This is a genomic window from Vibrio sabulosilitoris, assembly GCF_055391395.1.
Genome location: NZ_AP029599.1, coordinates 2,470,245 through 2,494,345, shown reverse-complemented (window position 1 = coordinate 2,494,345; position 24,101 = coordinate 2,470,245). Strand labels below are relative to the sequence as shown.

The 24,101-nt window shown below is 46.3% G+C and carries 24 protein-coding genes; 22 read left to right on the top strand and 2 right to left on the bottom strand.

The genetic code is table 11. From position 1 onward, the window contains the following. The first annotated feature begins 68 nt into the window (after positions 1-68). Both ACZ5R2_RS11745 and ACZ5R2_RS11740 read left to right on the top strand, forming a co-directional pair. Positions 69-476 (top strand): GFA family protein, encoded by a 408-nt coding sequence (locus ACZ5R2_RS11745; protein WP_464899563.1) that lies wholly within the window; start codon positions 69-71, stop codon positions 474-476. After that, a complete protein-coding gene (locus ACZ5R2_RS11740; RefSeq protein WP_464899562.1) occupies positions 454-915 on the top strand; it encodes an N-acetyltransferase family protein in 462 nt (153 codons plus the stop codon). Before ACZ5R2_RS11745 ends, ACZ5R2_RS11740 begins: the two co-directional genes overlap by 23 nt. Before the next feature lie 216 nt (positions 916-1,131). Here the strand turns inward: ACZ5R2_RS11740 and ACZ5R2_RS11735 are convergent, their stop codons facing one another. After that, positions 1,132-1,965, bottom strand: coding sequence for an AraC family transcriptional regulator (locus tag ACZ5R2_RS11735; protein WP_464899561.1), 834 nt, complete (start codon positions 1,963-1,965; stop codon positions 1,132-1,134). Positions 1,966-2,205: 240 nt separating this feature from the next. Here ACZ5R2_RS11735 and ACZ5R2_RS11730 point away from each other — a divergent pair, with 240 nt between their 5' ends. The 17 genes from ACZ5R2_RS11730 (at position 2,206) to ACZ5R2_RS11650 (ending at position 18,325) form a co-directional block, all read left to right on the top strand. Continuing rightward, positions 2,206-3,345, top strand: a complete 1,140-nt coding sequence (locus ACZ5R2_RS11730; RefSeq protein ID WP_464899560.1) for a tyramine oxidase subunit B — start codon at positions 2,206-2,208, stop codon at positions 3,343-3,345. Positions 3,346-3,392: 47 nt separating this feature from the next. Then, positions 3,393-3,698: a (2Fe-2S)-binding protein gene (locus ACZ5R2_RS11725; protein ID WP_464899559.1), complete on the top strand. Its 306-nt coding sequence runs from the start codon at positions 3,393-3,395 to the stop codon at positions 3,696-3,698. Continuing rightward, positions 3,691-5,085, top strand: a complete 1,395-nt coding sequence (locus ACZ5R2_RS11720; RefSeq protein ID WP_464899558.1) for an FAD-dependent oxidoreductase — start codon at positions 3,691-3,693, stop codon at positions 5,083-5,085. The genes ACZ5R2_RS11725 and ACZ5R2_RS11720 overlap by 8 nt, the downstream gene beginning before the upstream one ends. Positions 5,086-5,088: 3 nt before the next feature. Continuing rightward, on the top strand, positions 5,089-6,219 hold the full coding sequence (locus tag ACZ5R2_RS11715; protein WP_464899557.1) for an NAD(P)/FAD-dependent oxidoreductase: 1,131 nt from the start codon (positions 5,089-5,091) through the stop codon (positions 6,217-6,219). A 213-nt stretch (positions 6,220-6,432) separates the two neighbouring features. Continuing rightward, positions 6,433-7,884, top strand: a complete 1,452-nt coding sequence (locus ACZ5R2_RS11710) for an APC family permease (RefSeq protein WP_464899556.1) — start codon at positions 6,433-6,435, stop codon at positions 7,882-7,884. 33 nt (positions 7,885-7,917) lie between these two features. Next, the gene (locus ACZ5R2_RS11705) at positions 7,918-8,244 is read left to right on the top strand and encodes a P-II family nitrogen regulator (RefSeq protein ID WP_464899555.1); all 327 of its coding nucleotides are present in this window, start codon (positions 7,918-7,920) and stop codon (positions 8,242-8,244) included. Between the two features lie 22 nt (positions 8,245-8,266). After that, positions 8,267-8,821, top strand: coding sequence for a DUF3156 family protein (locus tag ACZ5R2_RS11700; protein ID WP_464899554.1), 555 nt, complete (start codon positions 8,267-8,269; stop codon positions 8,819-8,821). Between the two features lie 85 nt (positions 8,822-8,906). After that, entirely contained in the window at positions 8,907-9,338 is a 432-nt protein-coding gene (locus tag ACZ5R2_RS11695) for a GNAT family N-acetyltransferase (RefSeq protein WP_464899553.1), read from the top strand. Between the two features lie 337 nt (positions 9,339-9,675). Further along, a complete protein-coding gene (locus tag ACZ5R2_RS11690) occupies positions 9,676-12,378 on the top strand; it encodes a response regulator (protein WP_464899552.1) in 2,703 nt (900 codons plus the stop codon). Positions 12,379-12,533: 155 nt separating this feature from the next. Continuing rightward, positions 12,534-13,160, top strand: coding sequence for a LysE family translocator (locus ACZ5R2_RS11685; RefSeq protein ID WP_464899551.1), 627 nt, complete (start codon positions 12,534-12,536; stop codon positions 13,158-13,160). 144 nt (positions 13,161-13,304) lie between these two features. Beyond that, positions 13,305-13,775 carry an ASCH domain-containing protein gene (locus tag ACZ5R2_RS11680; protein WP_464899550.1) on the top strand — a complete coding sequence of 157 codons (471 nt, stop codon included), beginning with the start codon at positions 13,305-13,307 and terminating at the stop codon, positions 13,773-13,775. A 30-nt stretch (positions 13,776-13,805) separates the two neighbouring features. Continuing rightward, positions 13,806-14,291 (top strand): GNAT family N-acetyltransferase, encoded by a 486-nt coding sequence (locus tag ACZ5R2_RS11675; protein WP_464899549.1) that lies wholly within the window; start codon positions 13,806-13,808, stop codon positions 14,289-14,291. Between the two features lie 152 nt (positions 14,292-14,443). Then, positions 14,444-15,304 carry a PhzF family phenazine biosynthesis protein gene (locus ACZ5R2_RS11670; RefSeq protein WP_464899548.1) on the top strand — a complete coding sequence of 287 codons (861 nt, stop codon included), beginning with the start codon at positions 14,444-14,446 and terminating at the stop codon, positions 15,302-15,304. Positions 15,305-15,525: 221 nt separating this feature from the next. Further along, positions 15,526-16,056 (top strand): cysteine hydrolase family protein, encoded by a 531-nt coding sequence (locus ACZ5R2_RS11665; protein ID WP_464899547.1) that lies wholly within the window; start codon positions 15,526-15,528, stop codon positions 16,054-16,056. Between the two features lie 28 nt (positions 16,057-16,084). Continuing rightward, on the top strand, positions 16,085-16,714 hold the full coding sequence (locus tag ACZ5R2_RS11660; RefSeq protein ID WP_464899546.1) for a LysE family translocator: 630 nt from the start codon (positions 16,085-16,087) through the stop codon (positions 16,712-16,714). 186 nt (positions 16,715-16,900) lie between these two features. Continuing rightward, a complete protein-coding gene (locus ACZ5R2_RS11655) occupies positions 16,901-17,650 on the top strand; it encodes a metallophosphoesterase family protein (protein ID WP_464899545.1) in 750 nt (249 codons plus the stop codon). A gap of 159 nt (positions 17,651-17,809) precedes the next feature. Then, positions 17,810-18,325, top strand: a complete 516-nt coding sequence (locus ACZ5R2_RS11650; protein ID WP_464899544.1) for a GNAT family N-acetyltransferase — start codon at positions 17,810-17,812, stop codon at positions 18,323-18,325. Between the two features lie 101 nt (positions 18,326-18,426). On the opposite strand, the gene ACZ5R2_RS11645 is transcribed toward ACZ5R2_RS11650, so the two are convergent. Continuing rightward, positions 18,427-20,040: an IS1634 family transposase gene (locus ACZ5R2_RS11645; RefSeq protein WP_464899543.1), complete on the bottom strand. Its 1,614-nt coding sequence runs from the start codon at positions 20,038-20,040 to the stop codon at positions 18,427-18,429. Between the two features lie 211 nt (positions 20,041-20,251). On the opposite strand from ACZ5R2_RS11645, the gene ACZ5R2_RS11640 reads away from it, so the two are divergent. From ACZ5R2_RS11640 to istB, 3 genes are all read left to right on the top strand, one after another. Next, positions 20,252-21,250, top strand: a complete 999-nt coding sequence (locus ACZ5R2_RS11640) for a transposase (RefSeq protein ID WP_464899542.1) — start codon at positions 20,252-20,254, stop codon at positions 21,248-21,250. A gap of 423 nt (positions 21,251-21,673) precedes the next feature. After that, positions 21,674-23,206: an IS21 family transposase gene (istA, locus tag ACZ5R2_RS11635; RefSeq protein ID WP_464899541.1), complete on the top strand. Its 1,533-nt coding sequence runs from the start codon at positions 21,674-21,676 to the stop codon at positions 23,204-23,206. Positions 23,207-23,215: 9 nt separating this feature from the next. Next, on the top strand, positions 23,216-23,956 hold the full coding sequence (istB, locus tag ACZ5R2_RS11630; RefSeq protein ID WP_464899540.1) for an IS21-like element helper ATPase IstB: 741 nt from the start codon (positions 23,216-23,218) through the stop codon (positions 23,954-23,956). Positions 23,957-24,101: the final 145 nt, after the last annotated feature.

Sequence of the window (24,101 nt, the reverse complement as noted above, 5' to 3'; positions counted from 1 at the left end):
AAATCTAATCGCCGACACATGTTTAAAGTTGGCTTGAATACACCCAATGGATTGGATGGAAAATTGGAATGTTATATCGCAGCGCAAAATGCACATGTGGTCAGCTTAAGGTGGTCACCAAAGCCGAGCCCATCCGGGTTAGTGTTTGTCATTGTCAAGAGTGCCAGAGAAGAACTGGCAGTGCGTTTGGTGTGCAAGCTCGTTTTGATAAGACTGACGTTGAGATAGTGGGTGATGTTAAATCATACACTCGCAGGGGCGATAGCGGTGGCACTGTTACCCAAAGCTTTTGCATCCAATGTGGCAGTGTAGTCAGCCTAGAGCTTACTGGATTGCCAAACGTTATCACGATTCCGGTAGGATTATTTGCCGACAAGACTTTCCCAGAGCCGAAATTATCACTTTATCAAGGAAGAAAATATGACTGGTTGAACCTAGCTCATGAGGTAGAGAGTGAAGATTCTAGCTGCGAGTGAATGTCACTTTGAGCAGGTCGCTAAGTTGGTTGCGACTGCCGAAGAGCTCTACACGATAAGCCCATCGGCCACTTTCCCATGGGACGAGGAGCAAATTAGGCAAATTGCCAAGGTGCGTTCAAACTTGAGCGTTTGTACGATTGATGACGCGGTGGTTGGGTTTGGTAACTTATACAATATTCGCCGATGCGAAAGCGCGTTTATTGGTAATATTATCGTAAGTGGTGAGCACGCAGGAAGAGGAATAGGCAGTGCGTTGGTAAAATATCTATCTGACATCTGTATTAATGATTACCAAGCGACGCCGAGGCTATCGGTATTTAATTTCAACACACGCGCTTTACTGCTTTACACCAAACTTGGGTTTATGCCGTATCAAGTTGAGCCTAGATGTAAGCCATCTGGCGAAACTGTGGCGCTTGTGCACATGTCTCTCTAAGATGCTTTCGGTAACCTTGAGCTATTTACCCGTTCAGAGCTGATTAGTTGTTGCAGGCTGTGATAAGCCTTGATAAAACGTAATACAGGCTGCGGATGTCTGATAACAATAAATAATTGAGCCACCGCTTCCCATCTAAAAGGGTAGTTTATCGGCAGGCCAAATTTCTCAGTGAGTTAACACTTTATTGGTGCAGCTTGCACCATTTTCGAGCGATCAGCAGCATTGGATGCGCTCTAGGTAAGTCTTTTCTTTCACCCTATTTCGATATTCTAATGGGGTAATATTAACCAATCTTTTAAACTCTCTGAGAAAGTGTGATTGGTCACTAAATCCAAGATCAAAAGCAAGATCTGAAAAAGCGAGATCATCACTGTGATTGATATCGTAAACTGCGGATTGGCAGCGAATGACACGGCTAAAGCCTTTTGGTGTCAAACCAATATCATTCTTGAACAAGCGCTGTAAAGTACGGGTGGTATAACCTGAAAAACGCTCAAGCTCATTAATTTGGATATTTCCTTTATGTTGACGGATTTTTGCAATCACCTGATTGGTTAATCCAGATATTTTCCGTCGTTTTTGTTTTTTTAAAAATTGGCTCACAACATCGACTTTCTGTGAAAAATTTTTGCTGTTGATGACTTGTTCAAGTAAGCGTTCGGAGCTCGAGGTTACATCATGTAGATCAAGCTCATGTTCAATAAGCTCGTGCGCTGAGACAGCGACAAAGTCGGGGAATATTCCGGGAACAAACCGAACGCCAAAGTACTGGTGGCCGGGATCAAAAGAAACAGCGCCTGCCTCTATTTTTGTTCCACAAACCTGCGCTAAAGGTGATACCGCATCACAGTCAAACAAGATATCGATACAGCCATCAGGTATAGCGAAAGTAGGTGCTTGTGAATGATTGGCTGTAAAACTGTAGAAGTGAGAAACTTCTGGGATTTCTGGGGCTAGGTGTGTGAGAAATTTCTCTGAATTCAAGACAAAAAAGGGTTGCTTCGAATGAATCGCTGCAACATGCGATAACAATGATGAAGCTGACATATCCAATCCTCTATTACTTTAGCCTGACAAACTATAAGCAAGGTCGATGCCAAGCAAAGTCAAAGCGAGGTTAATGCCAAGGTATCTATTAATATCTAGTTCTTACTATGTCGTAAAATTACAATACACCCTCTTGGCTCGTCAGTAATATCGCAAGTAATGACTCATGGCATACCCGCATAAATTAATGGCATGGGTATATGAGTAATACAGTCAAATAATACGGATATGGGTGGCGATATGTCGGATAGCACAAAAATAGATTTTATATACCTTTCTGAGCCGGACATGATTAAGGCAGGCGTAACGGATATGGTTGGTTGTGTCGATACAATGGAGGAGATGTTTGTCCTGCTGCAGCAGGGGGATTACCGCATGGCAGGGCCAAATAGTGATTCTCACGGCGCAATGGTGACATTTCCAGACGAGTCACCATTTCCAAATATGCCAAAGCCAACTGCAGATCGTCGCCTGATGGCGATGCCCGCGTACCTGGGTGGTGACTTTCAAACTTGTGGTGTCAAATGGTATGGATCCAACATCGCTAATCGTGAGAAGGGTCTTCCTCGCTCTATTCTAATGTTTATTCTTAATGATATCGAGACGAGCGCGCCACTCGCTTATATGTCCGCAAACCTTTTGTCCGCATACCGCACAGGCGCAATATCTGGCGTGGGGGCACGCCATCTAGCCCGTAAAGACTCTAAGGTTATCGGTTTACTTGGACCCGGTGTTATGGGTAAAACAACCGTCGCGGCGTTCATGGCTGCCTGTCCAAATATCGATACGATCAAAATTAAAGGTCGAGGTAAGTCCAGTTTGGATAGCTTCGCTAGTTGGTTAGCCATCGAGTATCCGCAAATAAAGAATGTGCAGTTTGTTGATAGCGTAGAGGCTGTCGTGCGTGACTCAGATTTGGTGACCTACTGTAGCTCTGGAGAAACTGGAGACCCCATGACGTACCCAGAAGTAAAACGTGAATGGGTTAAACCTGGCGCATTTTTGGCAATGCCCGCGAGTTGCCGACTTGATCAAGGCATGGAAAGTTCTGATGTACGTAAAGTTCTGGATAACACTGGCTTATATGAAGCCTGGTTTGAAGAGGTACCAAAACCAGCCCATAACATTATCCCGTTAGTAGGCGTACGTTACATGGACATGATAGAGGAGGGGGGACTAACTAAGGATGAGCTAGAAGATCTGGGTGAGGTCGTCGCAGGTGTCACTCCTGGTCGTCAAAATGAAGATGAAATTATCGTGATGTCCGTTGGAGGGATGCCTGTAGAAGATGTGGCATGGGCAACCAAGATCTACCGAAACGCGCTCGAAAAAGGGATCGGAGTTTCGCTGAACCTTTGGCATGAGCCGGTGCTGAAATAAGTAATGAGCTATGCAACCCATCTACAGATAACGGCTAGGAGTTACGCATGTTGAAAAGGTTACCTGAAATCAGCCAGGCTAATGCGCTTGTCACCATCACCTTTGAAGGGGAGCAATTGCTGGTTCCAATCGGTGAAACGGTTTTAGCCTCTGTGATGGCGGCAGGTTCGGGTTATAACCGTACTTCTCCCATTAGTGGCGTACGCCGTGCGGGGTACTGTCAGATGGGAGTCTGTTTTGAGTGCCTGATGGAAATCGATGGTATCCCAAATCAACAAGCCTGCGCTATCCATGTTCGCGAGGGTATGGTTGTCAATCGTCAGAGCAGCCAACAGGAGCGGGTCAATGGATAAAGTCTACGACCTAATCATCATTGGCTCTGGCCCAGCAGGGGTGGCGGCTGCCGTGACGGCTAGCAGTCTAGGAGTGAACACACTCGTCGTCGATGAGCAATCGGAGCCAGGGGGGCAGATATATCGCGCCATAGAACGCAGTCGCCCGGAAAACAGTCACGTGTTGGGTAAGGACTATTTTGCAGGAAAGCCACTTATCGAGGCGTTTCGTGCCTCGGGTGTCGCCTATATGCCAAGCACGACGGTACTCAATATCACTGATGACTTGCATGTCGACCTTTTATCCGACGGAGTGATAAAGCAAGTATGTGGCCGTCGTATATTACTCGCTATCGGCGCTGTCGAGCGACCTGTGCCAATGAAAAACTGGACTCTTCCGGGCGTAATGGGGGCAGCAGCGGCTGATATAGTTTTTAAGTCGGCAAACATGGTGCCTGATCAACCCGTCGTTCTCGCAGGAAGCGGACCACTGTTATTGCTCGTCGCCTGCCACCTAGTGGACAATGGCGTCAGAGTAGCGGCGATGGTCGAAACTGCGGGCATAAAGGAAGACCTTAACGCAGTAGCCTTTTTGCCTAGAGCACTCCTTAGGCCTGGCTACCTATTTAAAGGCTTGCAGATGCGACTCAAGCTCAAACGCGCTGGTATTCCTCTTTATATGGGCTGTCGAGACCTCGAAGTTATTGGTCATGAACGAGCCGAAGGGCTGCGCTTTACTCACAATGGCAAGCCGATCGACTTCGCAGCCAAATCAGTTTTATTACATGAGGGAGTGACTCCCAACCTGAGACTGAGTCAAGCTCTGAACTGTGAGCACGAATGGTATGAGCCTCAGCGCTACTGGAAGCCCGTGTTGGATGAATGGGGACAAACCAGCGAAAAAAATATCTCTATCGCGGGCGATTGCAGCGGTATTGGTGGCGGTGCAATGGCTGCTGCGAAGGGTCACTTAGCGGCTCTCGATTGCGCATACAAACTGAAGCGAATCAGCAGGAGTGAACGAGGCGAGCGAGCAGTGAAGTATAAAAAAAGTCTTAGCAATGAGGCACTAATTCGCCCTTTTATCGATCACATATTTCCCCCCAACCACCAGACGCTCAACCCTGCCAAACAACAAACGATCGTATGTCGGTGTGAAGAAATTACAGTGGGTCAAATTCATGAGGCCATTTCTCAAGGTGCTCGGCACCCTGCACAAATAAAAGGTAAAACTAGAGCTGGGATGGGCCCTTGTCAGGGACGGATGTGCGCTTCAACGATAGCTGAGATCATTGCTGAACGTTGTTCACTCAATATCGCTGAGGTTGAGGCGATGCGAATTCGGACACCGCTTAAGCCGCTTAGTATTGAGCAATACGCCAATTTAGCCATTACTGATAAGGAGTAGAACATGAGGACAACAGCTGATGTCATCATTGTAGGCGGAGGCATTATCGGATGTTCTACTGCCTATTACTTGGCGAAAAAAGGCAAGTCGGTCATCGTGCTTGAAAAGGGAAAATTGTTTGGATACGGGGGATCAGGGCGCAACGGTGGGGGCGTACGTCAGTCGGGGCGTGACGAGCGTGAGCTTGCCCTTGCCATGTACGGAGTCGAGCATCTTTGGCCAAACCTTTCTGAGGAGCTGGGAGTCGATGTTGAATACTACCAGCACGGTAATCTGCGATTAGGTAAAACTGATGAGCACCTTGACATTCTCAAGGATTTGACAGCTACCGCTGTCGGGCAGGGACTCGATGTCAAGATGATCAGCGCAGAGCAAGTGCAGGAGATCTGTCCACATCTCTCCAACGAAGTCATTGGCGCTAGTTGGTGTCCCACTGATGGCCATGCTAACCCCCTACAGACAACTTTGGCTTTTCATAATGCGGCGCGGCGGCTAGGCGTACAATTTCTCACCGAGCAGCATGTGTTGTCGTTAGAGATGGCGGCAGGTGAGGTAAGAAAGGTCGTGACAGCCGCAGGTGTTTACGAAGCTGAAAGAGTTGTATTGGCTGCTGGCTTAGAGAGTCGAAGGATATCTCAGAGTGTTGGTGTTGATGTCCCAATGAAGCCTATTGCATTGGATACATTAGTTACGGATGCTCAGCCACCATTGTTTTATCAGATGCTTGGCACAGCGATGGCGGACTTTTATGGTCATCAGACCGCTCACGGCTCGTTTGTTTTCGGCGGTGGAACACCATTAGATTCCAATAAAATCAGAAGCACCAAAGACGATACACCATTTGAAGCCACGGCCGCGACCTGTCGAGGGATCTTAAGTTACCTCCCAGCGCTAAAACACGCCAAGGTCGTACGCAGCTGGGTCGGTGTCATTGATTGGTGCGAGGATAAGGTGCCTGTTCTGAGCAAGGTGCAGGACGTGCCTGGTTTAATTCTTGGTTGTGGTCTCTCCGGCCATGGGTTTGGGATCGCGCCTTCCGTTGGGACGGTTTTAGCTGAGCTAGCATGTGATGAGATCCCGTCTATTGATATCAGCGGGCTGGGATACGAGCGTTTTGCCAACCCAACGTATTAGGCCAGGCTTCGAGTTGGTATGTCGCAAAAATTCAATACATTACCTAGCGCAACCAATAGCATTGAGCTTAGCGATGAATCAACACCAAAGCGCAAAGAAATTTTAAACGTTGAGGCCCAAGGGTAGGGGCGACAAGCTGCTTAAAGTGCTTGATCTTGCAGCTGGTAATACGAGTGTTTTGGAGAACATTCAAAATATAAGGGAGATACAACGATGGGGACACATCTTAAAAAGACCCTCGGATTTTGGTCGTGTTTCGCAGTCGCTGTGGGCTGTGTAGTTGCTTCGAGCACCTTGGTCTCACTGGGACAAGGTATGGGTATTGCGGGTGGTGGCTTTGTTATTGCAATGATTGCAGCCTGGCTGTTGCAACACTTTTCAGCTCAAAGCTATGCAGAGTTGGCGTGTATGATGCCGGCATCAGGAGGTATTCGTACCTACACCCGCGTTGCATTGGGCGCACTACCCGCCGTTATGGCAACGCTACTCGGTTACTTAGTACCAAACTTACTGGCTGCGCCAGCGGAACTGACCGTTGCTGGGGCAGTGTTAAGTGAGACCTTTTTTCCTAACTTATCACCGGTGTTATTAGGCGGATTGATCCTAGGCTTTCTGATGGTGATGAACATCATGGGGGTTGATCTTTTTGCGCGTCTGCAAATTGTATTCACGTTAACAATGATTGTGTCGATAGCATTGTTGGGTCTAATCGGGCTGACCGGATTCGGCGCGCTACCAGCTCCAGAAATTGCTGAGATACCGTTTAATGCCTTGGGAACTGGCGTGTTCAGTCTAACCGCGCTAGCGATTTGGTTATATATTGGTATTGAATTTGTCACGCCATTAGCCCAAGAAACCAAAAAGGCTGAGAAAAATATCCCACGCGCTATGATTGCAGGTCTTGTCGTTATCTTTGCCGTTAACTTGGTGTATGGGTTTGCCTCACTGAAATACGTACCCGCAGAGCAGCTAGCTTCGTCAAATCACCCCCACGTTGACATGGCACTCGCCGTGCTGGGTAAGCCAGGTATGATATGGATTTCTATTGTCTCAATCTTTGCCAGCGCTAGCACTATTAACACCGTGATTGGAGTCGTACCACGAATGCTGTATGGCATGGCGCTAAATCACGAGTTACCGAAAGTTTTTCGTAAGATTCACCCACGGTTTAGAACCCCTTGGGTCGGCGTGCTATTAATGTCCGGTGGCATCGCGGCATTCTTTTTTGGTGGTATTGTGAACTCGCCCAACTTGATTGTGTATATTTTAGCCGCTTGCTGCGCCTGGTTATTCTGTTACATCATTGCTCATATCAACGTCATTATCTTAAGGCTTCGTTATCCAAGTGCTCGTCGCCCTTATAAAGCGCGTTTTTACCCCTTTCCACAGATTATTGGCTCGTTAGGTATTGGCTATGCCATCTTAAATATAGCGCCAGTGCCAGAGATGGCGACCGCAATCTACAAGCTAGTCGGCGTTATGGTGGCTTTGGCTTTGGTCTACGCCGTTGTTTGGCTGAAGTTTGTCGTCAAGCAACCCCTGTTTCAGCCATTGGCAATTAAAGACGCCCAAGTCGAATGGAGAAGAGTTAACGATGACCTGTTACCTCAAGGTATCCAAGCCACATTTGTCATTGAACCGGAAACACACACCAAAACGGCATAATTACAGTTATGAATATATAGAGGGAAAGACACTATGTTTTTAATACAGGCTATTATCCGCCCAGAAAAGATGGCTGAAGTGACAGATGCGCTAGCCGCCACCGATATTCAGGCACTGACGAAGGTGCCGGTAATTGGTCGAGGTCGCCAGAGTGGACTGAAAGTCGGGAATATATGTTATAAAGATCTGCCAAAAGAGATGTTGATGACAGTTGTCGAAGACTACATGAAAGATGATGCCGTTCAGACGATTATCAGGTCGGCCCGAACTGGGGAGGGCAATAGAGGAGATGGTCGTGTTTTTGTCATTCCCGTCGCCGAATCTTACAACATTCGCACAGGGAACCAAGATGACGAATAGCTTGAAAGGCAGATAGCATCGAATGAGTACAAAACCCAACACATTGAGTATGGCGCAATCTGCTGTTTACCATCATGCGTTGGCATTTTCACCCTATTGGGGCGATGCCGAACAGTTAGACGAGGGAACTATCTCTTTTCGTCGCCTGCCTAAAGGCCTTGAAACCTTAAAAATTCAGCTAGGCTTTAACAAGCGTTGGATGGGTGGAACTTGTGCAATGAATATTATCTTTTCCTGCAATACAGTCCATTCAGACAGCGGTAAAATCGCATTTAAAGGTGCTCATGGTGGAACGTTTACTGGCAAAACACGCGGAGATTTTTCTTCTCGGCTCTTAACTGCCCTGAATACAGATGAGGCACTAAAGAAAACACTCTATGCAATTGATCTAACGAGCGTATATATCGATGTCAAACACGGTATGGTTGAGTGCACCGTGACCCCTTATGGCGGTGGTATGGCTTATTTAGTGATTCCTCCCATTCGAACCCCGATCCCATTACCTGGTGAGCAGGTATTACCCTTGACCCAAGCGATTGAGGCAATCAGCGTTCATATAAAACGAGTTCAGCATTAGGTATTGCTTGAGCAAGATTTTGCCTAAGGTTATGATCGCATCTCGCGGCTGCACATGAATGTCAGTTAACTTCAGAGAAATTACTATGATTGTAGAAAATGTGCTGCCTGAACACTACGCAGAAATGCTCGATGTTTGGGAAAGCTCAGTCCGAGCGACTCATGACTTCATTACAGAAGAGGATATTGCGTTCTTTAAACCGATCATCATTGAGCAGGCTTTTCCTGCTGTCACGTTAAGATGTGTGAAAAATGAAAGTGGTTCAATTTTAGGTTTCGTCGGCATCCACGATGCAAAAGTTGAAATGCTGTTCATCTTAAGTGAAGCAAGGGGACAGGGCGTCGGCAAAGTGTTATTGCAATATGCTATAGAGCAACTTGGCGCACGCAAAGTCGATGTCAACGAGCAAAATCCACAAGCCATTGGTTTTTATGAGCACATGGGTTTTAAAGTCGTTTCACGCTCACCACTTGATGATATGGGCAAGCCTTTTCCGATTCTGCATATGACCCTATAAAGCTCGGGTTTTGTCGTCACCCAGTTTGTTAGAAGAAACGCCCAAAGCTAATAACTTTGGGCGTTTCCGTATGCGACATTCGCTTGATGCTGGTATGTGCTTGATGAATTAGGCCTCGGGGGCTTGAGGTTACTTCCCTTATACCAAGGGAGCTGTTGTCAAATCCATACAAAGGCTGTTCAAAACGTGAAGACAGAAGTATTCAATAAATTGCCTATACTTTTGTGGTAGAGATTGGACAGAGGGCAACTGCTTGACTTGGCAAACACTTCGCAGTTTAACACTCAGAACGAAAACATCACTCATCGTCGCGGGACTACTTTTTGTCGTCGTAATCATGGGATTTCGGGTCATAAGCGATCTCACCGCGCGAAACTCCCAGGCAGTTCGAGCTATCGATTTCCTCCTCGTTGCCCAGTCACTTGACAATATTGCCCATCAGTTTGCCGTTGAGCGAGGTCTTTCTGAGGGCTATAAAGCCTCTCTGGGTGATACAGCAAAACAGACGCTAACCGGTGCGCGCCATCAAGCGGATAGAGCAAGTGAAGAGTGGCGAAAGTTAGCTTTAGACCATCCAGAAATGAATGCGGTGTTTGGTGAGCAAATCTTGATGCTTACCACTGCGATTGAACACACTGGAATGATCCGAGAGTTTGTCGATCATGGTACCGGTGAATACTCCTTCGATCATTATTCTGGCCTCATTGAGCAGGCATTAACGCTCTATGACGGTATTGTTCGAACCATCGACTCACAGGAGCTTACAGACAACCTATCCAATCACATGAATTTACTCTGGCTTAAAGAGCGAGCGGGGCAGTCAAGAGGAGCACTGAATGGCGTGCTCGCCTCGGGGCAGCAAGTTTCGAATGAGCAAATGATCAACATTGGTTTTTATATCCGAAGTTTCGATTGGCACCTTCGGTTACTCAAACAACGTGCGCCAGAGGCTTTGTATCATCCGATCACTCATTGGCAAGTCAATGATGAGATAACGCATATTGAGTCGACATTTGTCGCTGAAGGTCGTGTGACGGATGAGTTATTCACTATTGACGCAGAATATTGGTTTGCTCTAGCCACTAAACGAATCGTCCGTATCCGGTCAATCTTAGAAGCGCAAAATCAAGCAATACTTGACCAAGCCAACCAGACGGTCACTAAGACCAAGAGAGATCTGATGATTGGAGTCGTTGGACTTTCATTAGCGATAGCGTTTTTACTGATACTGCTTATCATGTCTCAACAACTGGTGCAGCGCTTAGAGCTATTGTTTCAAGCGACCAAAAATGTCGAGCATGGCGACTACAACATTTCACTTAGCGAAAACGCGATTAAACAGCGCGATGAAATTGGTCGATTGAGCGATGGTTTTGTCACCATGGCTCACTCCCTTGCCCAGAAAGAACGACAAATGCAGCAGCACAACGAGCAACTCCAACGGGCGACAGAAGAGGCCAAATCGGCAGCCCGTGCGAAGAGCGAGTTCTTGTCCACCATGAGCCATGAAATCCGAACCCCAATGAATGGCGTGATCGGTATGACGGACTTGCTGCTTGACACCGATCTCACTGAGAAACAGTTCAGACTCACCAGAACAGCGAAGGACAGTGCCGAGTCGCTGCTGGGGATCATTAATGACATTCTCGATTTCTCGAAGTTTGAAGCAGGGAAGATTGATATTGAGCAACTGGAGTTTAATCTAGTTGATTTGATTGAAGATATCGGCACCAACCTCTATCTCAGTGCCTGTCAAAAAGAGCTGGAACTGGTATGCCCAGCAAATCCAATTTTGTCACAATGGTACATTGGTGACCCGGGTCGTACTCGGCAAATCCTGATCAATTTGATCGGGAATGCGATTAAATTTACCGAGACAGGGCAAGTTGCGGTATACATTCACGCAAGTCCAATGAACGATCAAACAGACGCTATCAAGTTTGCGGTCGTAGATACAGGGATCGGGATTGCCAAAGAGCAACAAGAGAAGCTGTTTGATAAGTTTACCCAAGCAGACAGCTCAACGACGCGAAAATATGGCGGCACGGGTTTGGGCCTGTCTATTTGTAAAAAGCTGGTGGACTTAATGGGTGGCAAGATAGGCATTGATAGCTCTCCAGGTCAGGGAGCAACCTTTTGGTTTGAGATCCCTTTGACTCACCTTGCCGAGAAAGACGTCCAGTTTGCCCCGCGAGGTGACTTACAGCAACAGCGGGTACTCATTGTCGATGATAACCCGGTAAACCGCGATCTGCTGAGTCAGCTTCTCAGCAACTGGTCGATAGAATTTGATAGCGCACAGTCTGCGTCTGTCGCTTTGGAGAGACTTCGTGATGCCGTTAACACCGACCGCCCATTCTCTATCGCGATTCTCGATTACGAGATGCCGAAAATGAACGGAGTTCAGCTTGCTCAACAGATCAAAGCCGACGAACAGCTTCGTTCCACACGTCTGGTGATGCTCTCTTCTGTGGTTCAACGTGGTGACGTCAAATTGGTTAAGGATTATGGTTTCAGTGCCTACCTGACCAAACCAACACAACAAGCTGAGCTGTTCGACGTTTTATCGCGCGTTGCAGCGCTAAGTGATAGCGAAGACCAAAGTATGCTGTTCATCACCAAGCATTCACCGGTTAAAGCCCCTGAGTTTCAGGCCCACGTACTGGTGGTTGATGATATGAAGACTAACCAGTTAGTGGTCAAGTCTTTATTATCCAAGTTCAAGGTGAAAGCCGACATAGCAGAGAATGGACAACAAGCTATTGAGCGGCTGCGAGAACGCACCTACGACATTGTGTTTATGGATTGCCTTATGCCGATCATGGATGGATTCGAGGCAACGCAGCGTATCCGGCAAGCTGAAACTAACGTGATTGACCCCAATGCCATTATCATTGCCATGACTGCCAACGCGATGCAAGGAGACCGTGAGCGCTGCCTAGAAGCAGGAATGAATGATTATGTGACTAAACCGATTAATTCAAAGATCTTATTGGCGACGCTAGAAAAATGGCTCGCTCAGCCGCGTCGATATGCTTAGTCGGGGGGTATATACAGTGTGGGAGTTAGTGTGATTAAGTAGTAGATTTATCTTCTGTAGCTGACTTGACTTGGTTTTCCTGATGCCTGTAATGTTATTAGGACTAATAGGATTGACTCGTCCGAGAATGGAGCTAAGTGCAAGGAGGCTACTTTATGTTCCCAATTGAAGTGTTTACCACGTATACGCTGGCGTGTGTATTGTTAGTGTTATCGCCAGGACCCGACAACTTACTCGCGATTGGCAGAGGCTTAAGCCAAGGCAAACTCGCGGCAGTCCTTTCGGGCGTATCATCGGGAGCAGGGATATTGTTTCACGTTATCGCTGCAACGTTTGGTTTGACTATTTTAATCCAGACCTCAGAGCTGGCTTTCTATGTGGTCAAGCTTGTTGGCGCAGCCTATCTTATTTGGCTCGGTGTTAAGGTGCTACGCTCGCGAAATCTATTCTCTCTAGAACCTGCGAAAAAACAATCAAAGAAAGCCATTTTCTCGACAGGCTTTCTATCTGCAGCCCTAAACCCTAAACCAGGGATGTTTGTACTCGCATTTGTCCCTCAGTTCGTTCAGCCAAGCCTAGGTTCCGTAACGGTGCAGATGATTGGATATGGTGTTTGGTTTGCAATCCTCACGGCGATTGGCTTTAGTCTTATGGGCATCTTCGCATCACAGCTGTCGGACTGGTTTCAGCGTAAACCCCGCCTTGTGTCTGGCCTGAATATTGGCGCAGGGGTGACATTTGTATCCTCGGGGCTCGCTGTAGCGTTTATGAAGCAAAGGTAGCCCTGACAACTCGCATCTCCTCGCCTGCGATTGACATGGGTATTGTTATGACTTTAATCTCATCACTTCTTTGAGCAACTTACTTCTGAGTTGGGTTCACTCATTTGGTTGTAAGTAAAAATAGGCCAAGTTGTAGGGAAGCAAATGAATATCGAACAAAAAAGATTTTTGGACCGTTATCTTGACACGTTAAGTGAAGAAGAACGCGCGCAGATGCCACAGGTTTTGTCGGAGCACTTTTGCGCAGATGAATACAATGCTAACGAGTGTGCTCGTTTAATTAATGAGGGAAAAAAGCAGGCGACTTGCTCTCTCAAAGCAGGCTACGATATTGAGAATGAACCCCTACCTGAAGTTGGCCAACTAACTGTAATTCTGGATTGGTCACAAAACCCTGTTTGTATTGTAAAACTAATCGATGTGTCGGTTTGTCGATTCGATGAGGTTACTAGCGAGTTTGCTGCTTTAGAGGGAGAAGGAGACGGCAGTTATGAGTGGTGGCGATCTGCACATATCAACTTCTTCGAACAATATGCCAAAGAAATTGGTGTTAGATTCTCTGGTGACTCCGAGTTAGTTCTCGAGCGTTTTGTAAAGGTATACCCTAATCAATAGGGCTGATATAAATCCACTTACTGAGGGAAGATGAAAGTTCGTTGTAAAATACTAGAAGGGAAAGATAGCCAACAGTATCGGAGGTTAAGGCTTGAAAGCTTGAGAACTCATCCTGAGTGTTTTGGGGCTGAATACCAAGCTCAGCATAAAATGCCAAAGCTGTATTTTGAGCAGGTGATTGAAAGTGACCTTCAAAATAGCATCATGATAGGTGCCTTTGATAATGATTCATTAATTGGACTATGTGGATTAATTCCAACAGAGAAGCACGAGTTAGAAGTCGTTCAGATGTATGTATCTCCCTTATGTAGGGGGCAAGCTGTTGGGACTAAAATGTTGCAGAAGGCTAAGGAAATTTTTGAATCTAGACCAGAGCGGAAAATAATTTTGACCACTTATGAAGCTAATAAAGCTGCATTACGGGTTTATGAGAAATTTGGCTTTAATCGTGTTGATACTAGTGGAAAAGAGATCAAAATGGCATTGAACCCAAAGAGAATAAGTGCAGAATGTTAAACTTTAAAGGTGCCCATGCCGTTAATGTTTGTAGCGCATAATTTCTTCAGTTTCGCGTAGAACCGATTGAAAAAGGTTGTGAGTAACAAAGCTGACCTATTTTTCTTAATGCTAGTAACGTGTGACGAAGTTGGATTTTAAAGGGCCGACAAATGGAATTGACAGTAGAGCTGGTAAACGCGTTTGTAGCAAACGGGGAAGGAGGAAATCCAGCAGGTGTTGTTCTCGGTGCCGACAAACTAACCTACAGTCAGCGGCTGACAGTCGCTAAAACTATTGGTTTTTCAGAAACGGCTTTCGTGTCACGAGATACTGAAGCAGACTTCAACGTCTCGTTCTTTACGATAACGGAAGAGATCGATTTTTGTGGACACGCAACCTTAGCAGCCTTTTCAGTCATGCATCAAAAGGGCATATTGCCTGCAGGTACTTACAAGCAAAACACCAAGGCAGGGTTGTTAGAAGTTGAGGTGAAGTCAGATGGCATGGTTATCCTTACTCAAAACTTGCCAGAGGCGCTGGGTAAATACAAAAGCGAGGATGTTTGTGACTTGATTGGCTTGAGTAAACAATTACTAGAACAAACACGCTTGCCAATTGAGGCCATCTCTACAGGACTTGCCGACCTAATTGTAGCAGTGCCAGATGGTCATCTTGATTCGATAAAGCCCAACCAATCCGCAATTATTGAGTTTTGTAGACAGCATAGCCTGATTGGACTTCATGTCTTTGAGCTTTGCGCTGATGAGGATACTTTTTCTGCGAGGTGTAGGAACTTTGCACCTCTGGTGGGTATAGCTGAAGAATCCGCTACTGGCAGTTCGTCTGGTGCCTTGGCATATTATCTCACCAAGCATGTAGCCCCAAGCGATGAGTTTCTATTTGAGCAAGGTAGAGCGATGAAGTGCACTTCTCATATTCAAGCGTACATTACGCGCAATCAGGATAGTGTTACCAAGATTGCAGTAGGGGGAATGGCAAAGCATGTCGGGCAGCGCCGCGTGGTGGTCTAGACGACATAGCTATTTCCATTGTTTGATGCCTCTAATATGACCCTCTATCTTCTCGTCAAATCTATCGCTAGTGAGAGAGGGCTATTTGTCTAATTACCTAAAGTCAAACATCTTCGACAACTTAGTTACTGGTAAATTTGTAAGTTGTTGAAATTTATTGACTATATTGACATAAATCGTGATGATGGTCTTTTAAAATTGTTTGTATCCAAGGAAGGGTCATGAAATCAGCCGTTTTAGTAATCGACGTCCAGTCAGGTTTGTTTGATCCTGAACCACGTCCATATGAATCTGATATTGTAGTTGGGGAGATTAATAGAATTACTGAGTCCGCTCGACAACGAAACGTGCCAGTAGTCTTTATTCAACATGAGCAACCTAACTCTCTGCTCCAGCATGGGAGCACAGGATGGCAGTTGCAATCAAAACTGACGGTTGCTACTGGTGACCATGTTATTAGCAAATCGACACCAGACTCATTTCTAAAAACCAACCTACAAACACTGCTTACAGACCTACAGGTCGATAACTTAATTGTTTGTGGCTATGCTTCAGAATTTTGCGTGGATACAACTGTTCGAAAAGCGGCCAGTTTAGGGTACTCGATTACACTTGTTTCTGATGCTCATACGACGCATGACAAAGAGCATGCTACTGGGGCTCAGATTCGCTCTCACCACAATGCTACTTTACCTAATATCAAAAGCTTCGGTGTAACGATTCAAGCCGTTAATGCAGCTAGTTTATGGTGAATAACTCACTGAGTAGAGGACAAATACGATGGACACACATTCGATAGTGCTGTTTGCAATGGCAAGTCTGTCTATAAACCTAATCCCAGGCCCTGATGTGGTTTACATTATTTCAACTACCATGGGCGGTAAAGTGAACAACGGTATCAAGGCTGCCGTTGGACTTGGTGTTGGGTACTTAGTTCATACGGTGGCCGCTTGTTTAGGGTTATCAGCTATCATTCTCAGCTCAGCGTTAGCATTTAGCATTATAAAGTGGCTAGGTGCAGCTTACCTTATTTACCTGGGTATACAATCGCTTCTCTCAATGTGGAATGGTAAGAGTAAAATAGAAATTAGCAAGCCTGGGGGTAAGACTTCGAAAAGTATACTTGTTCAGGGAGTTATCATTAGCATTTTAAACCCCAAGGTTGCGTTGTTCTTTCTGTCTTTCCTACCTCAGTTTATCGATATAACGTCGCCTTCCGCAACAGGGGACTTACTCATGTTGGGAATACTATTCAGCTTGTTAGCAACGATCTGTAACGCTATGTACGCATCAATCGGTTCTCTCATATTTAACAAGCCGAGCTCTGCTCGTTACACTCGAGTGCTTGAGGGAGTATCTGGAGGACTGCTTATCGGCTTGGCTGGTAAAATTGCCCTAAGCACACGTTGACGGTTTGGTGGTGGCCTGTGATTACTCAATGCTTGTTGACTTCTTCGAGCCTGCTCGTGCGAAACGAATGGCTTTGATTGAGCCTCTCTTATGAAGGGTTTCAGAGAAATTTCGTAGACTTTGTTGTATATGTATTCATCTTTGGTGTGCTGTTGACTTTTAATAAGATCGCTTAGGGAGTTATAAATGGAAAGCTATGCTGTTATTTCTGATATCCACAGCAATATTTACGCGTTGCGAGCGGTTGTGAACGACGCTAGAGCAAAGGGAGTAACCACCTTTATTAACTTAGGAGATATTTTTTACGGCCCAATAGAGCCCAGAGCAACATATAACTATTTACGCATTTTAGATGTTGTGACGGTATCCGGTAATCAAGATAGGCAAATTTATCAGTCAACTGAGGTCGAAATTACATCCAATCCTACGATGAAGTTTGTTTTGGATGATCTCGGTGAAAAGCCTATCGAGTGGATGAAAAGCCTGCCGTTCGACTTAGAGGTCAATGATGACATTTATGCTTGTCATGGTACGCCTAGTGACGATTTAACCTACTTGATGGAAGACATCTCATCAGGTGTTCCTCAATTAAAAAGTGAAGCTAAGATACTTGAACTATTAGGTACAGTATCTTCGAAAATAATCCTATGTGGGCACAGTCATACACCACGAATACTGAGTTTATCTTCGGGGCAGGTTATTGTTAATCCTGGCAGTGTTGGACTACAAGCATATGCTGACGAGGAGCCTGTTCCGCACACAATCGAGAATGATATCCCTGAAGCGTCCTATGCCATTCTAAAAGGGGAGCAAGGTGGAGAATGGGATATTTCTTTGCACAGAGTGGGTTATGACTACGACCAAGCTATCAAACGAGCCTCGGAAAGGCGTCGAAATGATTGGATGAACTGTTTACGTACTGGTCGCTACTCTTAGCAAGCTCGTTGACGCGTTTTACATTACCTTGTCCTGACTGATACGCCTTTGCCCTGTGCTCTGTTATGGTTTGTTGACTTCACGTTTTCTGGCGCCTTACTTGACCAAGCTTTTCTCACCCTTGAATATGTTTTTAAACACAGTATTTGCGAGGTGCAGATGAAAATATTGACATTAAGCGCAGATCAGTTGCCGCGCTGGAGAAGCAAGCTAAACCAACACCTGCAACTAGTTTTCAACTCAGATATAGAAGTTGAACTTAATGAAGAACTATTGTGTGGGGTCCTTATTATAGATGACGAGCTCATCGTTGCGTCTGGATTCGCTTATAGACGAGAAATGTCACAATGCGGGAAAGTATTCAAAGCAGGAATTGTTGGCGGGATAGCTGTACACCCAGACTATCGCAAACAAGGGTTATGCAAAAAAACTCTCAGGAATATTGACCAGAGTATAGAACTAGCTGGAGTGGAGCAGAGTTTTTTGTTTGCATATGAGCCATTAATATACGTGACATGCGGCTACACAGTTCTTGATGCACCTATTCACTATTTTGACCGTTTACAGGATCGATGGAACACATATGTATACAGAGGAGGGATGGTTAAAAAATATCATCAAGCCAGCATACTGAACTCAGATGATATTATTGAGTTTAACGGCCCCGTATACTAGCTCGTGTATATCAAGGTGTATATCAAGACACCCACAATGATGGTAGGGAAGTCTATTTAATGACTTTCTAGCAAAGGTATATCCGAGATTCCGCACCTTATTCAGGAATAAACCGCTTCATAGAACTTACCCAGTAAACTAAGCAGCCGAGTTTGGTGCTCTTGAAGCCCTGTAATGAATCGTTGGTCGTTAATATCTAAGGTATCTATTCCCTCGAACTTCAAGAAGACCCAGCGTGCAGTCGGTTTCGATGTTTGCTTGTTCTTAACCATACTCGGGAAAAACTCCTCGGTTTGTCCCAGTTGCTCTCTGATCTTGTGCTCTAAGCTGGCATAAACTAGCAGACTCAATGTCATTATCATGAGTAACGCTTCAATGCGTTGGGGCTTTTTCAAAAATATTGAAGAGGTCAAAAACTCGGGACTTTTTAGAAAACGGAAGCCACGCTCAACCTTTTGTTGAGACTTGTAGTGATCTAGAAGTGCTGCCATTGTCAGACTTTCGTTGCCGATGTCATTAGTGGCTAGAATGAACATGCCTACTTTGAGCTTTGCTAGCTTCACTTTTTCTAGGTCGGTGTACGGCACGGCCTCTATAAAATACTGATATCCTGAGGGTTCATCGCCTTTCTTCGGACGACCTGGATTGGCATAAATAGCAGCTTTGACGATAGCGGAGTGTTCAAAGCCTAGTAACAGGCACTGCGCCTTGAACTCCTTAAGCGCATGCTCAGCATCAGTATCGCATGCAAATGGCTTTTTACTGAGCTTGTTCAACGCTCTGATTTCTTTGGCGATGTTTTTCTCTAAGTTCTTGTAGAAGGTAATTTCTTCTCGTTTAGTTGCTTGCTCACTGTGAACCAACAACCACCGCTGAGCAACCTTGCCATAGTTTGAGTCTACCCAACATCCTGAATAGCCATCTACAATCTTACTTAACTGCTCTGGCTCTAGGCTAAGTAGTGCTTGTTTTGCTTGCTTGATAGTCATTGGAACACGGGTAATGAACTTTTGTTTTTGCTCATCAAGTGAGCAGATACTTTCTTCAGTGTATAGGGCTGCATCAGCGATAAAGTATCGACTATTCTGTGCCGCTTTTAAGCAATGGATATGATTACTAGTGACTTCAGCGAATGCCTTGGCATCATTGGTGTTGCCACTAAGCGCCTGCATATAAACAGGAAGGCCAGCTTGGTTTTCACAAATGAGCTCAAGAACCACCTGATTGAGCTCAGGACGATGATCTCGGCTATAGCCCTTCACTAACTTGATTGCCTTGGTATCTTCCTCGTGCGCATACTCACCATCAACGTGAAAGCTCGTGATATCAAGGTGTACAGAGTCGCTAGCGAGGCCAAGTTTATCGACCACACGTTCGGCGATGACCTGATAAAGCGCTGAGACATCGGCCTCATACAGCGCATCCAAGGTTCGGCCGAGTACATCATCGGTGAGATGGTGCGCTTCAATATCCTTAGCAAGCAACTTAGAGATGGGTTTGGTTTCAAAGAAGTCAGAGAACATATGCAATGTTCTACTGTGAAAGCCTAACCCATTGAGAATCATGGCTAAGACTGCATCACCATGGGAAACGTTGTGATTAGAGTACTTGGGAATGACTGAATCTATCATTTTTGATAGGCCAATCTCGTGACAAAATGCAGCAATGAGCCCGAGGTGATCCAAACGCTTAATAACAGGTTGCTGAGTAGGCATAGTTTAAAACCGTCAAATAACAGTAATAGATCAAACCTGCAGATCGCGGTCAAGATGTTATCATCCTTTTCACTGCTAAATGTTCACTGGATCACACTGTTTTAATTCTAAAATTAGGTGCGGAATGACGGGTATATCTAGACACCCATAATAATGATGAAGTCATCGACTCTCTCCTATACTGAAAAAGTGCTCAACTCTCAGGATAATCATGATGCCCAAAGCTCGCTCTGAACAAGTTAGTCTGGATGATACGGCCTACTACCACTGTGTTTCACGCTGTGTGCGCAGGGCCTACTTGTGTGGTGTTGATGAGATTACTGGCAAGAGTTATGAACATCGGCGGGGTTGGGTTGAAGAGCGTCTGCTCAACTTGACGCGTGTGTTCGCTATTGATGTTTGCTCGTATGCGGTGATGAGTAATCATACCCACGTGGTGCTGCATGTTAATCAGGTGACGGCTCAGGGCTGGAGTGCGCGTGAGGTCTTGGAGCGTTGGCATCAATTGCACAAAGGAACGCTGTTAACAACTCGCTATCTTAGTGGGGAGCAGCTCGATGACGCGTCATTGAAAGCCGTTATGGATATAGTTGAGGTGTATCGCCAGCGTCTGTATGACATCAGCTGGTTTATGCGTAATCTCAATGAGACCATAGCCCGTCGAGCTAATAGAGAAGAGGGGTGTACTGGACGATTTTGGGAAGGGCGCTTTAAGTCGCAAGCGCTACTTGACGAAGCTGCCTTAGTTGCCTGTATGGCTTATGTCGACTTAAACCCGGTCCGTGCCCAGGTAGCGCCAACTCCTGAAGAGTCTGAATATACCAGTATCAAGGCTAGGGTGGATACTCTCCAGGATTCTGACGGCTGCAACCCGCGCCAACCTGAAACCTTATTTCCCTTTGTTGGTGACCCTAGGCAGGAGATGCCAGAGGGGCTGCCGTTCCGACTTGAAGACTACCTGTCACTGGTGGATTTCAGTGGTCGTGTTATACGTGAAGACAAGCGTCGGGCCATAGCCGAGTACCATCCGCCGATTTTGTCCAGACTAGGAATCGATGAAGCGGTCTGGGAAACACTGATTGTTTCACTTGAAAAAGAGTTCACCGGACCTATCGGCGGTGAAAAGTCTCTACGTCAATATCAGCGACATCACGGCTTGCAGCGGATGAAAGGGGTTAGAGTCGCCAGGCGTTGCTTTAAAGCGGCTTAACTTTCTATTTGTCAAGGTCGATTTTCCGCTGATGGGTGCAGTGGTGAAGAGCTTTTTGTACGATACAGCCCAATAACCAGAAATGCGGTTCTGATGATAGATTTTGTCTGATATTTGACTCTTTTTCTATTCTGTATCCCACATCGTTGTTGATTCAATAGTACGGTAATCTTCTTTAGCTAAAATATGGATGTGCATGCGCCGGAGCAAACCGGACACCTATTCCGGCATTATCCGGACAGCAATTCCGTTTTAATCCGGACACCCGTTCTGGTTTAATCCGGACGATTTTGGCCTAACTCCGGAATCACTGTCCGGTTTAGCGGAAACCCTGTCCGGATACTCCGGAATCCCTACCTTTTCTCTTTTAAATCAATGCCTCACAATCTTTGTTGTCGATTTTAATGCAGCAAGGAAGTGAGAATGCCGAAAAAGAGAACGTCTATGGACAAGATCAAAGAGGTATTGCGCCTCAGATACGAGTGTCACTTATCACTTAGAAAAATCGCTTCCTGTACTAAAGTAAGCCGATCAACGATCTCCGAGATCCTTACTCGCTTTGAGCACTATGGTGTTGGTTGGCCGTTGCCAGACAACCACTCAGAAGCTCAACTTGCTCAAGTGCTGTATCGCGACAAAACCACATGCGCCAGTAAGGTGATGCCCAACTGTAGCTATATCCACAAAGAACTACGCCGTTCTCCAATGACTAAGCAGTTGTTATGGGAAGAGTATGTCGCTGAGCATCAAGAGCGAGCCTATCGATACAGCCAGTACTGTGAGCACTATCGCCGTTGGCTTAAAAAACAAAAGCGCAGTATGCGTCAGAGCCACCTGGCCGGAGATAAGCTTTTTATCGATTACTGTGGTCCCACCATCCCAATCATCAACCCCGAGACTGGAGAAGTTCGCAACGCTCAAATCTTCGTAGCCACACTGGGCGCTTCAAATTACACGTACGTTGAGGCCTGTGAAAGCCAAAGGCTGGAGCACTGGTTAGAGGCTCATGCTAATGCCTTCGAGCACTTCGGTGGTGTACCTGCATTGCTGGTGCCAGATAACCTCAAGGCTGCCGTCACTAAAACAGATCGTTATGAGCCGAAGCTTAATGACAGTTATCGCCAGCTTGCCTACCACTATCAAACTGCAGTCATGCCTGCACGACCATACAAACCCAAAGATAAGGCCAAGGCTGAAAATGCGGTTCTTGTTGTTGAGCGCTGGATCATGATGCGGCTGCGCAATGAGCGCTTCTATACCTTCAAAGAGCTGAATCTGGCTATCAAGGAGCTTATGCAGTCACTGAATCAACGTCGAATGAAAGAGCTAGATGCAAGTCGGACTGAGCTGTTCAACACGCTTGATAAACCCGCCCTGCGGCCTCTACCGGCAGGTCGCTTCCTCTATACAGAGTTCAAGCAAGCCAAGGTGGGACCGGACTACCATATCGAATATAAGCAGCATTACTACTCCGTCCCACACCAGTTGGTTGGGCAGCATGTTCAACTAGAGGCCAGTCGTAAGCTTGTTCGGATCTACCATCAAGGTCAATGCGTGGCTCAACACCCAACAAGCACAAGGGCACGTGGCCAAAGTACCTACACAGAACATATGCCAAGTAATCACCAGTATCAGAAATGGTCACCGGAGAGGCTACAGAGTTGGGCAGAGAGGATCGGTCCCGCAACGAGAGAAGTCATTAGCTACCTGCTCCAGTCTAAAGATCATCCCGCTCAAGCCACCCGCAGCTGTCTAGGGCTGCTGAACCTATCAACTAAACATAGTGAGCAGCGTCTCGAACAAGCCTGCAAAGATGCCCTCATCGTCCACAAGCCGTACCTGCAGTTCGTCAAAAACTTACTGCAAAATCATCGGGAGGGTCGGTTGTCCACCTCACCAGAAATTACACCGGACATCCAGCACAGCAATGTTCGCGGCCCGAATAGTTATCACTAGGAGCACACCATGAACTCTATCAATGAACAACTCAAAGTCCTGCGCCTTGGCCATGCCGCAACAGCGTTGGAGCAGCAGCGAGAGCAAGCCTCCACTTACGCTGAACTGAGCTTCGAGGAGAGGCTCACCTTGCTGTTGGAAAGTGAAATACTCGGTAGGGATCAAGCTAAGATCCTCAGACTGAAACGGCAGGCAAAGCTCAGGTTAGATGGGCTTGCTAGCCAGATCATCTATGAAGAAGGTCGAGGGTTAAGGCGAGTACAGATAAGTGAACTGCTCACAGGTAAGTATCTTCAGAAGAAACAAAACGTTCTGATCACAGGCCCAACAGGAGCAGGGAAAACTTACCTGGCTTGCGCCTTGGCGGGACATGCGTGCGAGCAACTACACAGTGCTCGATATTACCGCCTCAGCCGACTGCTCGACGACCTTAGCTCAGGCCGCCTTGATGGCACATACCAAAAGCAGCTACAAGCGCTAGCCCGAAAAGATCTCCTGATCTTAGATGACTGGGGAATGGAGAAACTGAGCCAAGATCACGCTGGCCATCTGCTAGAGCTTCTTGAGGATAGATACCAAACAAGCAGCACGATCATGGTCAGTCAATTACCGGTTAAGGAGTGGTACAACATGATCGGCAATGCCACTGTTGCTGACGCTCTATTAGATAGGTTGATCCACAATAGCCACCGCATAGAACTGAAAGGTGAATCCATGAGAAAACTAGCGCAAAACGGACAGGTAGAGTAAAAATAGTGGTAGAGAAAAGCTTGGGGAAAAGGGTGTCCGGTTAAACGCGGAATGGGTGTCCGGAATCAGCGGAATACGCAATTACAAAACGTTCACGATCTCACCCTGGGATGATATACCTGTTTCAACACTAAGGCTAGCTTTT